At 44.3% G+C, this 13,816-nt stretch carries 12 protein-coding genes; 6 read left to right on the top strand and 6 right to left on the bottom strand.

Features of this window, described 5'->3' with window-relative positions:
* Positions 1-49: 49 nt before the first annotated feature.
* Together WKT12_RS07645 and WKT12_RS07640 are read right to left on the bottom strand one after the other, a co-directional pair.
* Entirely contained in the window at positions 50-751 is a 702-nt protein-coding gene (locus tag WKT12_RS07645) for a porin family protein (RefSeq protein WP_021970398.1), read from the bottom strand.
* 7 nt (positions 752-758) lie between these two features.
* Positions 759-2,537 (bottom strand): amino acid ABC transporter substrate-binding protein, encoded by a 1,779-nt coding sequence (locus tag WKT12_RS07640; RefSeq protein ID WP_340319312.1) that lies wholly within the window; start codon positions 2,535-2,537, stop codon positions 759-761.
* A 77-nt stretch (positions 2,538-2,614) separates the two neighbouring features.
* On the opposite strand from WKT12_RS07640, the gene uvrA reads away from it, so the two are divergent.
* From uvrA to WKT12_RS07625, 3 genes are all read left to right on the top strand, one after another.
* On the top strand, positions 2,615-5,446 hold the full coding sequence (gene uvrA, locus WKT12_RS07635) for an excinuclease ABC subunit UvrA (RefSeq protein ID WP_340319340.1): 2,832 nt from the start codon (positions 2,615-2,617) through the stop codon (positions 5,444-5,446).
* Positions 5,447-5,471: 25 nt separating this feature from the next.
* Positions 5,472-5,960, top strand: coding sequence for a Cys-tRNA(Pro) deacylase (ybaK, locus tag WKT12_RS07630; protein WP_021971604.1), 489 nt, complete (start codon positions 5,472-5,474; stop codon positions 5,958-5,960).
* Positions 5,961-6,134: 174 nt separating this feature from the next.
* Positions 6,135-7,691, top strand: a complete 1,557-nt coding sequence (locus WKT12_RS07625; RefSeq protein ID WP_340319311.1) for a peptide MFS transporter — start codon at positions 6,135-6,137, stop codon at positions 7,689-7,691.
* 259 nt (positions 7,692-7,950) lie between these two features.
* On the opposite strand, the gene WKT12_RS07620 is transcribed toward WKT12_RS07625, so the two are convergent.
* The 3 genes from WKT12_RS07620 to WKT12_RS07610 form a co-directional block, all read right to left on the bottom strand.
* Positions 7,951-8,271 carry an HNH endonuclease family protein gene (locus WKT12_RS07620; RefSeq protein WP_340319310.1) on the bottom strand — a complete coding sequence of 107 codons (321 nt, stop codon included), beginning with the start codon at positions 8,269-8,271 and terminating at the stop codon, positions 7,951-7,953.
* A 426-nt stretch (positions 8,272-8,697) separates the two neighbouring features.
* Positions 8,698-10,242: a peptide MFS transporter gene (locus WKT12_RS07615; protein ID WP_340319309.1), complete on the bottom strand. Its 1,545-nt coding sequence runs from the start codon at positions 10,240-10,242 to the stop codon at positions 8,698-8,700.
* A gap of 348 nt (positions 10,243-10,590) precedes the next feature.
* On the bottom strand, positions 10,591-11,193 hold the full coding sequence (locus tag WKT12_RS07610) for a tetratricopeptide repeat protein (protein WP_340319308.1): 603 nt from the start codon (positions 11,191-11,193) through the stop codon (positions 10,591-10,593).
* A gap of 320 nt (positions 11,194-11,513) precedes the next feature.
* Between WKT12_RS07610 and recR the strand changes: the two genes are divergently transcribed.
* From recR to WKT12_RS07595, 3 genes are read left to right on the top strand one after another with little or no spacing between them, the layout of a single operon-like run.
* Positions 11,514-12,131, top strand: a complete 618-nt coding sequence (gene recR, locus WKT12_RS07605; RefSeq protein ID WP_021971504.1) for a recombination mediator RecR — start codon at positions 11,514-11,516, stop codon at positions 12,129-12,131.
* Between the two features lie 12 nt (positions 12,132-12,143).
* Positions 12,144-12,605: a hypothetical protein gene (locus WKT12_RS07600; RefSeq protein WP_021971505.1), complete on the top strand. Its 462-nt coding sequence runs from the start codon at positions 12,144-12,146 to the stop codon at positions 12,603-12,605.
* Positions 12,602-13,141, top strand: coding sequence for a GNAT family N-acetyltransferase (locus WKT12_RS07595; protein ID WP_445323125.1), 540 nt, complete (start codon positions 12,602-12,604; stop codon positions 13,139-13,141). Before WKT12_RS07600 ends, WKT12_RS07595 begins: the two co-directional genes overlap by 4 nt.
* Here WKT12_RS07595 and WKT12_RS07590 read toward each other — a convergent pair.
* Positions 13,130-13,720 carry a YqgE/AlgH family protein gene (locus WKT12_RS07590; protein ID WP_021971507.1) on the bottom strand — a complete coding sequence of 197 codons (591 nt, stop codon included), beginning with the start codon at positions 13,718-13,720 and terminating at the stop codon, positions 13,130-13,132. The genes WKT12_RS07595 and WKT12_RS07590 overlap by 12 nt on opposite strands.
* Positions 13,721-13,816: the final 96 nt, after the last annotated feature.

Below are 13,816 nucleotides of genomic sequence, written 5' to 3'. Positions count from 1 at the left end.
GGAGAGTTTATCCGTTTTCTGTTTATAGTTAAGAATAAATAGAATAGCGTTATTTCTTCAAGTCAAATAAATATGTCAGTCGTCCGGCAATATATGAGTGGGCCGAACGTGAGAACGGGTCTTTCTTGGTGCTATGATAGAAGTCGCTCAGACCGAAATAGTATCGTGCTTCGATCAGGAAATTACCGATTCCTGTACGGGTTTCTACACCTATGCCGCCTACTATTCCGTAATCGAACTTTACTTCTGCCATTTTTCCATATTGCCAGATTACACCGTTAGGGCGTTCATTAGGATGAAATGCTTCACTTTTCTTTTCATTTTCACTCAGCAGAAAACCGAATTGCGGTCCCAGATTGAGCACGAATCGTGCACCGTGTCCCTTGTCTTTACCGAAAGCAAGATGTGCCATTAAGGGAACTTCCACATAATTCATGGTGCGTTGATAAGTATCTTCTGTTCCGTCATCAATATTTTCTTTCCATCCTCTCTGTGAGAAGTTGATTTCTCCCTGTATACCGCAGAACATTTTAAAATAGCGTTCTGAGATATATCTCACAGTAAGTCCGAAAGAGGGAGTGAGGAATGTCTTTTGCTTGATGCTTGGATCAAAACTGACTGAACTAAGATTTACGCCGCCATTCACACCAATGGCCAGATTATGACGCTGGTCTTGCAGCTGGGCGTGCACGGGCAGTCCAACCGACAAACATAATAAGCTAAATAATGCAATAATAGATTGCTTTTTCATGTAGTTGTTATTCAAAATCAAGTTTTATCAGTTCGTAATCTTTGGTAAAGTGTACGAAGAATACTTTCCGGTTGATGAATCCTCCCCAGTTGTTGACACGTTCAAAACAGAAGCCTGTTTGTATCGGAGTAACTTGTACACGATCCAGGTTTTCTTCCAGCTTGTTGCCTTGCTGTGCCAGCCCTTTCAGGAAGAAATATCCTATATCGAATCCTAACATTCCGTATTTAGGATATGTATTCGACATATCTTTACTGTACCAGCGTCGGTATGCATGAGTGAAGTTGATGGCGGCAGGGAACAGGTTGTTGGTGTAAAACGATGAATAGAAGTATGTATCCAGTTCGTAAAAGTTAGCCAGAAAATCCTGTGTATAGGTCTGCCATTCCGGATAGCCGAACAGATGCATGTTAAAGGCCGGGTGTTCGCGGCGGACAAGCATGAGGTGAGGCAGCAGGCGTGTCAGTGCTGTATTTCGTCCTGAGGTAGGAATGAATATATTTTCCCGTAGCGTATCCATAGCTGCAATGACTCGGTCCGGATCAATGTCGCTGCCCAGTTGTATATGACTAAACTTGACATTGTTGTCTTTCAGCTCGTTTTTCATGCCTTTGATGAACTCAGCTTTTTCTTTATCTCCGCTGCCGTCGTCAAGGAAGATGACATTGGTCTTTCCAAACTTGCGGATAAAGTGTTCGTATACCTTTGAGTATAGGTAAGATTGTGGTGTGTTCACCTGATAGATATTGGGGTTCTTGAAAACCTGATCAACTTTGGGGGAGAAAGGAACGACCAGACGGATATTGTTCTTCTCGGCAAATGAGGCTACAGGAGCTATTGATGACTGCCGTGCCGGTCCGAAAATGATGTCCATGTCCTTGAGCTTACTTTGAGACAGGATGGCATTTGTTCCGATTGTTGTCCCTTTTGTATCGTATGTATAAATATCAGCAGATACTCCCTGGTGTTTCAGGCTGTCTACTGCCATGAGGAATCCCTCATAGAATTCTACCATACGTGACTGTTCGTCCTGATTGCCGGAAGAGAAGGGTAGCATAACTCCTACTTTTATGGTCTTTATTTGCTTTTTGCTGGTGGAGCTTTCCTTAAAGAGTTCCTCATTGCTGGGAGTAGTTTGGACCGACGGAGTGTTGTTTGCCGTTTCTTGTGACTGGGAATAAGGGATGAAAAGGAAACTTCCTTTCTTCAGTTTTCCGTTTCTCAACTCCGGATTAGCGGCGATAAGTTCTTCTTGAGTGATACCATATTGCTGGCTGATGCTGAAGATCGTTTCTTTTCTTTCAACTTTGTGCATGTCTCTCCACTCATTTTTCTTGGTCGAAGGTTCCGGCTGTACGGTTTGTACCGGCTGGGCTGTACTATTATCTTGAGCAGGGATGACAATAACCTGACCGATACGGAAGTTTGCTGCACTTAATCCCGGATTAGCTTTACAGATAGCCTGGGCACTGACTTTATACTTTACAGTCAGTTGATAGAGTGTTTCACCAGCTTGGATGGTATGAAATTGCTGTCCACTTTCGTTGCTGTAATGCGTTTGTGGTATTTTCAGTGCTTCTCCGGCACGTATCTGTTCACGGCTTCCCGGGTTCAGACGCACGATGTCATCGACGGAAACATTATACATGCTGGCAATAGAATACAAGCTTTGTCCTTTGGTTACGGTATGTAAAAAATATCCGGTTCCGGTCTGTGCCGATACCGTTGCTTCCAGACAGCTGGCGGAAAGAGCCAGCGAAAGGCAGATGATATGGATAAACTTCATTTTCGATTGTATTTGTTGAGTGGCAAAAGTACAAAAAAAAGCATTATCTTTGCAAAGATATGATTGATTTTAAGGATATGGAAGACGGAAAAGAAACGATTAGTATACAAGGAGCGCGTGTACATAATCTGAAAAATATAGATGTGGAGATTCCACGTGACAGTCTGACGGTTATAACCGGATTGAGTGGAAGCGGAAAATCCTCATTGGCTTTCGATACGATTTTTGCCGAAGGACAAAGACGGTATATTGAAACATTCTCGGCTTATGCCCGGAATTTTCTGGGAGGAATGGAACGGCCGGATGTGGATAAAATAACAGGTCTGAGTCCTGTTATCTCCATAGAACAGAAAACAACCAATAAAAATCCTCGATCTACCGTAGGAACTACGACCGAAATTTATGATTATCTGCGTTTGCTGTTTGCACGTGCCGGTACTGCTTACTCGTATATTTCGGGTGAGAAGATGGTAAAATATACGGAAGAACAGATTCTCGACTTGATTCATCGGGATTATAAGGGGAAGCGTATTTATATTCTGGCACCTCTGGTGCGTACCCGTAAAGGACATTACAAGGAGCTCTTTGAACAAATCCGCAAGAAGGGATATCTGTATGTGCGGGTGGATGGCGAAGTGAAAGAGATTGTTCACGGCATGAAGTTGGACCGATATAAGAATCACGACATTGAAGTGGTGATTGATAAAACGGTAGTTACTGAGAAAGAGGAGAAGCGTCTGAAGCAGAGTGTGACGACTGCCATGCAGCAGGGCGACGGATTACTGATGATTCTTGACGCCCAGACAGAAAGTGTCCGCCATTACAGCAAGCGACTGATGTGTCCGGTTACGGGCATCTCTTACCGGGAACCTGCTCCGCATAACTTTTCTTTTAACTCTCCGCAAGGAGCTTGTCCGCGCTGCAAGGGCTTGGGATATGTCAATCTGATTGATGTTGACAAGGTTATTCCGGATCGTTCTCTTTCCATTTACGAGGGGGCTGTTGCACCACTTGGTAAATATAAGAATGTGATGATATTCTGGCAGATAGAAGCGTTGCTCGAAAAATATGAAGCGACTCTCAAGACTCCGGTATCAGAACTGCCGGAAGATGCTATCAATGAAATCCTGTACGGGGCAGACGAGCGTCTGAAAATCAAGAGTTCGCTGATACATGCTTCGTCGGATTACTTCGTTACTTACGAAGGTATCGTGAAATACATTCAGATGATGCAGGAGAAAGATGCTTCGGCTACAGCGCAGAAGTGGGCCGACCAGTTCGCAAAAACGGATGTCTGTCCTGAATGTAAAGGTGCACGCTTGAATAAAGAGGCTCTTCATTTCCGTATTCACGACAAGAATATCTATCAGCTTTCTACCATGGATATCAGTGAACTCTACGAATGGCTGGCACATGTAGAAGAGCATTTGGATAACAAACAGCGTATCATTGCAACGGAAATATTAAAGGAAATACGCACACGTTTGAAGTTTTTGCTGGATGTGGGGCTGGATTATCTGTCACTGAACCGTTCTTCGGTCAGCTTGTCAGGTGGAGAAAGTCAGCGTATTCGTCTGGCGACACAGATAGGTTCTCAGTTGGTGAATGTATTGTATATCCTCGATGAACCGAGTATTGGCTTGCACCAGCGCGATAATATCCGGCTGATCAACTCGCTGAAGGAACTGCGTGATTTAGGCAATACGGTCATCGTAGTAGAACATGATAAAGACATGATGCTGGCTGCCGATTATATAGTCGATATGGGTCCGAAGGCAGGACGCCTGGGTGGGGAGGTTGTCTTTGCGGGAACACCCGAGGAAATGCTCAAGACCTCGACACTTACGTCGCAGTACCTGAACGGAAAGATGAAGATAGAAATTCCTGCCGAACGCCGGAAGGGAAATGGCAAATCGCTTTGGCTTCGTGGCGCACGAGGAAATAACCTGAAAGGGGTAGACGTGGAGTTTCCTTTGGGTAAGCTGATTTGTGTGACCGGAGTATCGGGCAGTGGTAAGTCTACCTTGATAAACGATACCCTCCAACCGATTCTTTCGCAGCATTTCTACCGTTCGCTGCAAGATCCTCTGCCTTACGATTCGATAGAAGGACTGGAATATATAGATAAGGTAGTCAACGTAGACCAGTCACCGCTCGGGCGTACTCCTCGCTCCAATCCGGCAACTTATACAGGTGTTTTCTCCGATATACGTAATCTGTTTGTCGGACTTCCGGAAGCCAAGATACGCGGATACAAGCCGGGACGCTTCTCCTTTAATGTGTCTGGCGGCCGGTGTGAGGCTTGCGGCGGGAATGGTTATAAGACGATTGAGATGAATTTCTTGCCCGATGTCTTTGTACCTTGCGAGGTTTGTCACGGCAAACGCTACAACCGGGAAACATTGGAGGTGCGCTATAAAGGCAAATCTATTGCCGATGTGCTCGATATGACGATCAATCGTGCAGTAGAGTTCTTCGAGAATGTGCCCCAGATTCTGAATAAGATTAAAGTCTTACAGGAAGTGGGACTGGGATATATTAAGTTAGGTCAGCCTTCTACCACCTTGTCGGGCGGTGAGAGTCAGCGTGTGAAACTGGCAACCGAACTCTCGAAGCGCGATACAGGCAAGACGGTTTACATTCTGGATGAGCCGACTACCGGCTTGCATTTTGAGGACATCCGCGTGCTGATGACGGTCTTGAACCGGCTGGTAGATAAAGGTAATACGGTAATTGTCATCGAACATAACCTGGATGTTATCAAGATGGCAGACTACATTATCGACATGGGCCCCGAAGGCGGTAAAGGAGGAGGGCAGTTGCTTTCGTGCGGAACTCCCGAAGAGGTAGCAAAGTCGGACAAAGGATATACTCCTAAGTTCCTGCGCGAAGAACTGGCTAATCAGTGATAAATGATCAAACAATAGGTAAATTATGGCAAAAGAAAAGATTGCAAAAACAAATGCGGCACGTTTGCTGGACAAGGATAAAATAAAATATGAACTTGTCCCTTATGAAGTAGACGAAAACGACTTAAGTTGTATACATGTAGCAGCTACACTTGGCGAGAACATCGAACAGGTATTCAAAACCTTAGTACTACATGGCGATAAGTCGGGTTACTTTGTCTGTGTGATTCCGGGCGAGCATGAAATAGATCTGAAAATGGCAGCCAAGGTTTCGGGAAACAAAAAGTGTGACCTCATCCATGTAAAGGAATTGCTTCCGTTGACGGGATATATCCGTGGAGGATGTTCGCCGATTGGTATGAAAAAGCATTTTCCTACTTATATCCATCATACATGCAATGATTATCCTTATATATATGTCAGTGCGGGCGTACGCGGCTTACAGGTAAAGCTGGCGCCGGCCGATTTGATAAAAGTCAGCCAGGCGGAAGTCTGTACGCTGTTTGGCGAGTGAAAACGTAGTGACGTTTTGTTTGAAACATGGGCGGATTTTTTGCGAATTGCGCCCATGTTTTTTTATATCATATCGAGAAGAACGAAAAATCGCGACAAATACCCGTATTTTTGCTACTTTTTTATATATTTGCAAGTAATATAAATTTATTAATCATTAAAATCTTCATTATTTATGTTTAACAAGCATCCTAAAGGTTTGATACCTGCTGCACTTTCTAACATGGGGGAGCGTTTTGGCTACTACATCATGAACGCTGTGCTGGTGTTGTTCCTTTGTTCTAAATTTGGTATAAGTGAGGAGAAAAGTACACTTATCTATTCATTCTTTTATGCAGGTATCTATCTGTTAAGTCTTGTTGGAGGTCTGATTGCCGATAGAAAACAGAACTATAAAGGTACAATCATGGCCGGTCTTGTGGTCATGGCTGTTGGATATATTGCATTATCTATTCCTATTACTGCCAACGCAGGCAATACATCATGGTTGCTTACACTTACTTGTATCGCATTGTTTTTCATAGCATTTGGTAACGGTCTGTTCAAGGGAAACCTTCAGGCTATTGTAGGTCAGATGTACGATAATCTTGAAGCTGAGGCTGCAAAGAAAGGAGAAAAGGAACTGATTGAAGCCAAGAGCAAGAGAGATTCCGGATTCCAGATATTTTATGTATTTATCAATATCGGTGGATTGGTAGCTCCGTTTATCGCTCCTCTGTTGAGAAGCTGGTGGCTGAGTGCACACAATATGGTCTATAATGCAGGTCTTCCTGCTTTGTGTCATGAATATATAGCGAAAGGTGCAGACGGTATGTCGGCTGAGGCTATGGGCAACTTGAATCAGTTGATGTCACAATGCGTAGGTGAAACTGCTGATATGGCTGCTTCTTGTGCACAGTATCTGCAGATATTTAATGAAGGTATTCATTATTCGTTTGTGGCATCTGTTGCGGCAATGCTTATTTCATTGGTTATCTTCTTCATAACGAAGAGTCAGTTCCCGAATCCGGGAAAGAAAGAAGCTGCAACTGCTGTTACATATTCAGCTGAAGAAAAGGCTGCTATGGCTAAGGAAATCAAACAGCGTCTTTACGCATTGTTTGCAGTGCTGGGTGTTGTTATTTTCTTCTGGTTCTCATTCCACCAGAACGGTACTTCACTTTCACTCTTTGCGAGAGACTTCGTCGATACATCCACAATTGCTCCGGAAATATGGCAGGCAGTGAATCCTTTCTTTGTGATTACATTGACTCCGATTATCATGATGATTTTCGGTTCTCTTTCAAGAAGAGGTAAAGAGATTTCTACTCCACGTAAGATTGCCATCGGTATGCTTATCGCAGGTTTGGCTTATCTCTTCCTTTCTGCATATTCACTCATTATGGGTTATCCTTCTGCTGCCGAATACAGAGAGCTTCCTATCGATCAGCAGGTTAAGGCGGGAGCATGGGTCCTGATTGTTCTTTACTTCCTGCTTACTGTGGCTGAGTTGTTTATTTCACCTCTTGGATTGTCATTCGTTTCGAAGGTGGCTCCAAAGCATCTTTTAGGACTTTGTCAGGGATTATGGCTCGGTGCGACTGCCGTAGGTAATCTCTTGTTGTGGATTGGTCCTCTGATGTATAACGCTATTCCTATCGGATATTGCTGGGCTATTTTCATGATAGTATGCTTTATTTCAATGGGAGTAATGCTGTTCATGGTGAAATGGCTGGAACGTGTAGCTAAGTAATCGAATAAATAAATCTGATAAAGCTGCGAGGCGTACAGAATGAGTCTTGAACTCGGTCTGTACGCCTCGATTTTTATTTAAGAAAAGCTCTTCTTTTATTTTTCTGTCGGCTGGATAATTGTCTTTTATCTGGTAAATGTAATCTGTGTTTCGAGTAACTTGTAAGTAGGGCGTTTTTTATTATAGGTAACGGAGGAATGCTTTCGGCTATTGTGTGATTATATTTACTGTATCACCGTGAGTTGATGGTCACTATTGATTAGCATCTTACTTTGTTGGTGTAATACTGCATGATTTTCTCAATCATGGCTTTCCTATGTTTGTAAACCATATTCTCGTCGTAATATGCCACTTCCTCGTCATAAATCAGTTTAAGCTTCAGTGAATCGTACGTAGGTTTCGAGTAGAAATCAATCTTCTTTTTCGCCACATCCTGATTGCTGTACGATGAGTTTTGCTCTACGTTCAGCAAAGCCAGATTGCCGAAGTCGTCCAGGCACGCCGGAGAGATTGTGGTTTTATTGAATTCATGGTGCTGGGGAAAGACGTGTTCGACAGAGTCGTTTTCATGACATTGCACATTATTTGTCCGACCGTGAAGTTATAAAAAATATTGTTTCTCAAGACATCCGATGACTGCTTATTGAAAATCTGCGGCAATTTACGGATAAGCCAATGCTATGCCGATAAAGCAATACTGACGATTCGTTTTGTTTTTGTACAAAAACAAAAATCTTTTGTACAAAAAATAAAAAAACATCGAAACGTTTTCTTCCGAAGATGCTGGAGCCTTTTTCGAGGTTGCCGGGATATATGCAAACAAGTCCTTTAACCTTTCCCGAAGTTTTTCGTCCTGCGACTGAGAGATAGGGGAAGAGGTTAAAGGACTTGTGATATATCGCATCCAGCAGTAGTTGTTTAATATCTGCCTGTCGGCTTATTGGAAAACCGGCAACCGTAAGTCATCCCGGTTTTGCGATTGTATTTTCGCATAAAGGCCGCAGATTTATTCTGCTCCCTTCATCATTTTTTGCAGCTTGCCCGAGAACAGGAACAGAACCACTGCTGCCGTACCGCTCATGAAGACAAACAACATGAAGAAATCGAACAGGTTTTCTACATGATAGCCCAAGAAAGTTTTGGTTACACCACCTTCTGGATAATAGCCGCTCAACATACCGGCAAATTTGTTGGCTGCCGAGGTACTGAGATACCATACGCCCATCAACAGTGAGGAGAAGCGCACCGGAGAGAGTTTGTATACCAGCGACAGTCCGATAGGAGCCAGACAAAGTTCTCCCATGGTGTGGATGAGATACAATCCTGTCAACCAGATCATACTGACTTTTACGCCGGGTTCCACATCTTTTACGCCAAAGGCGATGAAGAGATATCCTAATGAAAGTAACAGCAGACCGATAGCCTGTTTACGCGGTGAGCTGGGTTCGATACCCCGCTTGCCGAGGAATGACCAGATAGCTGCAAATACAGGTGCCAGCGTGACAATCATAATCGGGTTGAAAGACTGGAAATAGGCGGCAGGCATTTCCCAGCCTCCGATGTGACGGTCGGTTTGTTCGTCGGCAAAGAAGGTGAGTGAAGCTCCGGCCTGTTCGTAGGCTGCCCAGAAGAAAATTACGAAAAAGGCGATGATGTATATCACACCGATTCGGGCTTGTTCCGTACGGGTCAGGCTTTTGTCGGTGATGATGATGACAGGCATCACGATAGTAGTGGCATAAATCAGCGAACCAATCCAGTCGGCTCCGGCAAAGATACCGCCGTCGCCTCCCCAGTTGACGGAGAACAGAATGGTAAGCAGAATGGTACCTGCAATCATCCATACCGTACGCTTGTTGCCTTCCTTATCGGCCGGTGATGTTTCTGCCGCTTTTGCTGTTTTGGCAGGAGCCGTGCCTACAGGATTACCTTCCGGATCGCAGATATATTTGTTCTTAAACAACTGGAAGACCGTGGCACCCAGTATCATACCGATACATGCCGCGAGAAATCCCCATTTGAAATCCTCCGGATGTCCGGTATTCCCTACTAGTCCGCATACCAGCGGGGCGAGAGTGGAACCCACATTTACTCCCATATAGAAGATGGTAAAAGCCGAATCCTTACGTCTGTCGTCGGCTGTGTACAGGCGTCCTACCATGGTCGAAATGTTTGGCTTGAAGAATCCGTTACCCAAAATCAACAGGCCCAGTCCCACAAACATCAGCCATTTGGCCAGTTCCGCCTGGTGAAAATAGCAGGCACTTAGAAAAAGCATGAACTGTCCTGCCGCCATGGTCAGTGCTCCTACGACGATGGAACGGCGGTTTCCCCAGTACCGGTCGGCAATGTAGCCGCCAATCAGCGGAGTAAGGTATACCAGTCCCGTATAACTTCCGTATACTTGCGAAGCTGTTTCTTTGTCGAACAGCAAGGCTTGCACCATATAAAGCATGAACAAGGCGCGCATGCCGTAGTAACTGAACCGCTCCCACATCTCAGTTACAAAGAGTAAATAAAGTCCTTTCGGATGTCCTTTTGTCTGATTCATTTGCTTCTATTTTGATAAAATGTTAGAATTTACGCCAAAAACGTTGCAAAAATAGCAAATAAATCGGTTGCTTCAAAATCGAAAGGGAATGGAATGTTGCTGTTTGGCCGACTCCTTGTTCTGTTTTTGTACCTGATTCATGGCAAAAGGCTATGAATTTTGCCGTGGAGCCGTATGTTCGTTCTGAAAGAACCTGTGGAAGGGGGGCTTGCTGTGTCGGGTACAGGGAGGTTGGGAAGCCTGCCGGGTGAACATACAGTTTGCATCCTGACAAAATAAAAGGAAGAGCAGTATATGTATTATCTGCTCTTCCTTTATCGAAAAGAATAATTTGACTTGTCTAAAATCTTATCTGTTGGCAGTCACTCCCTCATAGCAGGAAGTTACTTTGTCGAAGAAAGACGGATCCGGATTTGCTTCCAGCAGTTGCATCATCAGGTCGTATACGTCAGCGTGGCTGTCGAGCTTGATAGCAGTCTGAAGGTCGGCAAGTGAATCATCGTAGTCGCCTTTGTCCAGATGAATCTCGGCGCGAGTCTTATAGTTCTCTACATCCGAAGGGGTCAGACGGATAGCTTCATCCAAATCTTTTTCTGCCAGATCGTACGCCTGAGCATTCATGTAAAGTGTACCGCGGGTATAGTATGCAAACGAACGGTATTCGGTATCTTCTTCCGGAATCAGTTTCAGGCTTTCGTTGGCTGCGTACAGTGCCAGTTTCATGTCGCCATAGAAATTGCATACCAGTGCCATGTAGCAGTGTGCATATCCATTATCGGGATTCTGGTTGATTTCATCATTCAGATATTGGTAAGCCTGCTCTGCGTTGCCTGCATTCAGGGCTTCTACTCCTTTTATATAATTGGAACTTTCAGGACGGCTGAAATCTTTTCCTTGTATTTGGCCGATTGCCATCAGGCAACATGCTGCGATGAGTATTAGTGTTTTCATTGTATTGATTAGTAAGTGTTTTTATGTTCGGACGCAAAAATAGAGAGTTTTCTTGAAACAGCGAATACTTCGTGAGAAGATTTTTTTATGTTTTAAATCAGTTTTTTAACATTCTATAGCTTTCATTCTTTGGGCTTATGATGCATTGAAGATATGCCTGCGGGCGTTTTGTCGTTAAACTTGCTGCGTTGTTGAACGGGAAAGAGGTAATCAGGAATGGCAGTAAGGTGGAATGGAGTCCCGAAATAGGTGAGGTTTCCTGCCGGTCGTAAAAAGAGTTGGATTTTTTTTGTATTTTTGTCGGCAAATTGAATGAATAAATGAATCAACAATATCCGTCTGTTTTATTGGAAAAAGCAGTAGGGGAGTTTGCCAAGCTTCCCGGCATCGGAAGAAAGACTGCCATGAGGCTGGTGCTGCATCTGCTTCGTCAGGATTTACAGACTGTAGAAGCATTTGGCAACGCTGTCATCAAGTTGAAGCGTGAAGTGAAATATTGTAAGGTCTGTCATAATATATCCGATACGGATATCTGTCAGATTTGTTCGAATCCTTCGCGGGATGCTTCGACGGTCTGTGTGGTGGAAAATATCCGCGATGTGATGGCTGTGGAGAATACCCAGCAATACAAGGGCTTGTATCATGTGTTGGGAGGAGTTATTTCGCCGATGGATGGTATCGGACCTTCTGATTTGCAGATAGACAGTTTGGTGGATCGTGTGAAATCGGGCACGGTGAAGGAGGTGATCCTTGCACTGAGTTCGACCATGGAGGGAGATACAACCAACTTTTACATCTTCCGCAAGTTGGCTCCTTACGATGTGAAACTGACAATGATTGCCAGAGGTATATCGATAGGCGATGAGCTGGAGTATACGGATGAGGTTACCTTGGGGCGTTCTATTGTAAACCGTACGGTATTTACCGGAACCATGTAAATATTTTAAAGGATGGAAAAAGAAATTATACGATTGTTGAGATGCCTGAAAATAGAGTTTGCTTTGTTGTGGGTGCTGTGTATCATATTGATCGGACTGTATGAATGTGATATCCTTCCGCAAGGTGTGCTGGCTGACGATGTGCGTACTGGATATATGTTGCAGGTGTTGGGTATTCTGCTTGCCGTGGGACTGATACCTCTTTCATTGCGTCTGTTTAGTTTGTCGCTGACCAAATATGTGCGTGTTCTGCCGCTGCTGGAGGCTTTGAAGAGTTATCGTCGCTGGAATGAAGTGCGCGTCTGCCTGCTGCTGGTTGCGGCGCTGGTCAATCTGTCTGTTTATTACTGGACGATGGATACGACAGGTCTGCTGTGTGCCGGAATGGTACTGGTGGCTTCCTTGTTTTGCGTACCGGGACGTGAACGCATGATGTCGGAACTGGACCTGCATAATAACGAGGAGCGTGTATGATGGAAACAGCTTTTTTACATACCGAAGAAGTCAGGCTCCGGGCTGTGGAGCCGGAAGATCTGGGACTGCTGGACAGAATGGAAAATGATGAATCGCTGTGGCAGCATGGAAATGTGACATGTCCATATTCCCGCTTTCAGTTGGAAAGATACATTGCCGAAAATTCAAACGATATTTATACCGACGGTCAGCTTCGGCTGATTATCGAACTTCGTGACGGGGAAACGGCAGGAGCTATCGATGTCTTTTCTTTCGACCCTCGTCATCGCCGTGCGGAACTGGGCATTGTTGTGCTCAAAGAGTTCCGCCGCAGGGGGATAGGTCGGGTGGCATTATCGCTTATGGAGCGTTATTGCTTCCGGTTTCTGGGTATACATCAGTTGTATGCGTATATTCAGAAAGAAAACACAGCCTGCCTGAACCTTTTTCATTCTTCGGGCTATGATACGACGGGAGTACTGAAAGACTGGCTGTATACGAGTGACGGTTATCGGGATGTATGCCTGTTGCAGAAGTTGAACACTTTAATTGCATGAAGGATATTGCGGGTATTTAGCCCATAGCTGATAGGGGTTGCCCAGTTCGTTCATGCTGGTCTGCCATAGACCTCTGTAATTTTCGTCCAGCAGGTGCTGTTTGCTGGTTTCGCCTATTATCCAAGAATCTTCATTTATTTCCCTCTGGAGCTGTTCATTGTTCCATCCTGCATATCCGGCAAAGAAACGGATACGTCCTTCTATGGGGTTGCCTGCCAGAATATATTGTTGGATGGCCTCAAAATCTCCGTTTAAATATAATCCGTTTCCTAAGTCGAAGGATCCTTCCAGTTCGGGTAATGTATGGATGAAAAAGATTGTGTTACGTCCTACGGGACCACCTTTGTATACAGGGATAGAGGGGGCTGATTCTAAATTTGGAACGAGCTGATTCAGCGAAATATGATATCTGAAGTCTTTATTCATTACGATGCCCATACTTCCTTCCGAATTATGTGTTACCATCAGGACGACTGAACGGGCGAAATGATAATCATATAATAGAGGGGAAGCAATAAGAATACTTCCCGTATGCGGAAGCGCCTTATTTGATTTTACTTGAAAAATGCGCATATCCATAGTTATAACGTTTAATCACTACTAATGTAGTGAATAATTGTTGAAACGAAAAGAAATATTGTCTTTTTTATTAGAAATTTATATACGGACAGGCAA

It is taken from the genome of Phocaeicola sp. HCN-6420 (assembly GCF_037890145.1).
Classification (GTDB): domain Bacteria; phylum Bacteroidota; class Bacteroidia; order Bacteroidales; family Bacteroidaceae; genus Phocaeicola.
The sequence above is the reverse complement of the archived record's forward strand: the minus strand, read 5'-3'. Positions and strand labels throughout refer to the sequence as shown.

Coding starts and splice junctions, on each gene's coding strand:
- WKT12_RS07645 (WP_021970398.1), bottom strand. CDS start 751: ATGAAAAAGCAATCTATTATTGCATTATTTAGCTTATTATGTTTGTCG.
- WKT12_RS07640 (WP_340319312.1), bottom strand. CDS start 2,537: ATGAAGTTTATCCATATCATCTGCCTTTCGCTGGCTCTTTCCGCCAGC.
- uvrA (WP_340319340.1), top strand. CDS start 2,615: ATGGAAGACGGAAAAGAAACGATTAGTATACAAGGAGCGCGTGTACAT.
- ybaK (WP_021971604.1), top strand. CDS start 5,472: ATGGCAAAAGAAAAGATTGCAAAAACAAATGCGGCACGTTTGCTGGAC.
- WKT12_RS07625 (WP_340319311.1), top strand. CDS start 6,135: ATGTTTAACAAGCATCCTAAAGGTTTGATACCTGCTGCACTTTCTAAC.
- WKT12_RS07615 (WP_340319309.1), bottom strand. CDS start 10,242: ATGAATCAGACAAAAGGACATCCGAAAGGACTTTATTTACTCTTTGTA.
- WKT12_RS07610 (WP_340319308.1), bottom strand. CDS start 11,193: ATGAAAACACTAATACTCATCGCAGCATGTTGCCTGATGGCAATCGGC.
- recR (WP_021971504.1), top strand. CDS start 11,514: ATGAATCAACAATATCCGTCTGTTTTATTGGAAAAAGCAGTAGGGGAG.
- WKT12_RS07600 (WP_021971505.1), top strand. CDS start 12,144: ATGGAAAAAGAAATTATACGATTGTTGAGATGCCTGAAAATAGAGTTT.
- WKT12_RS07595 (WP_445323125.1), top strand. CDS start 12,602: ATGATGGAAACAGCTTTTTTACATACCGAAGAAGTCAGGCTCCGGGCT.
- WKT12_RS07590 (WP_021971507.1), bottom strand. CDS start 13,720: ATGGATATGCGCATTTTTCAAGTAAAATCAAATAAGGCGCTTCCGCAT.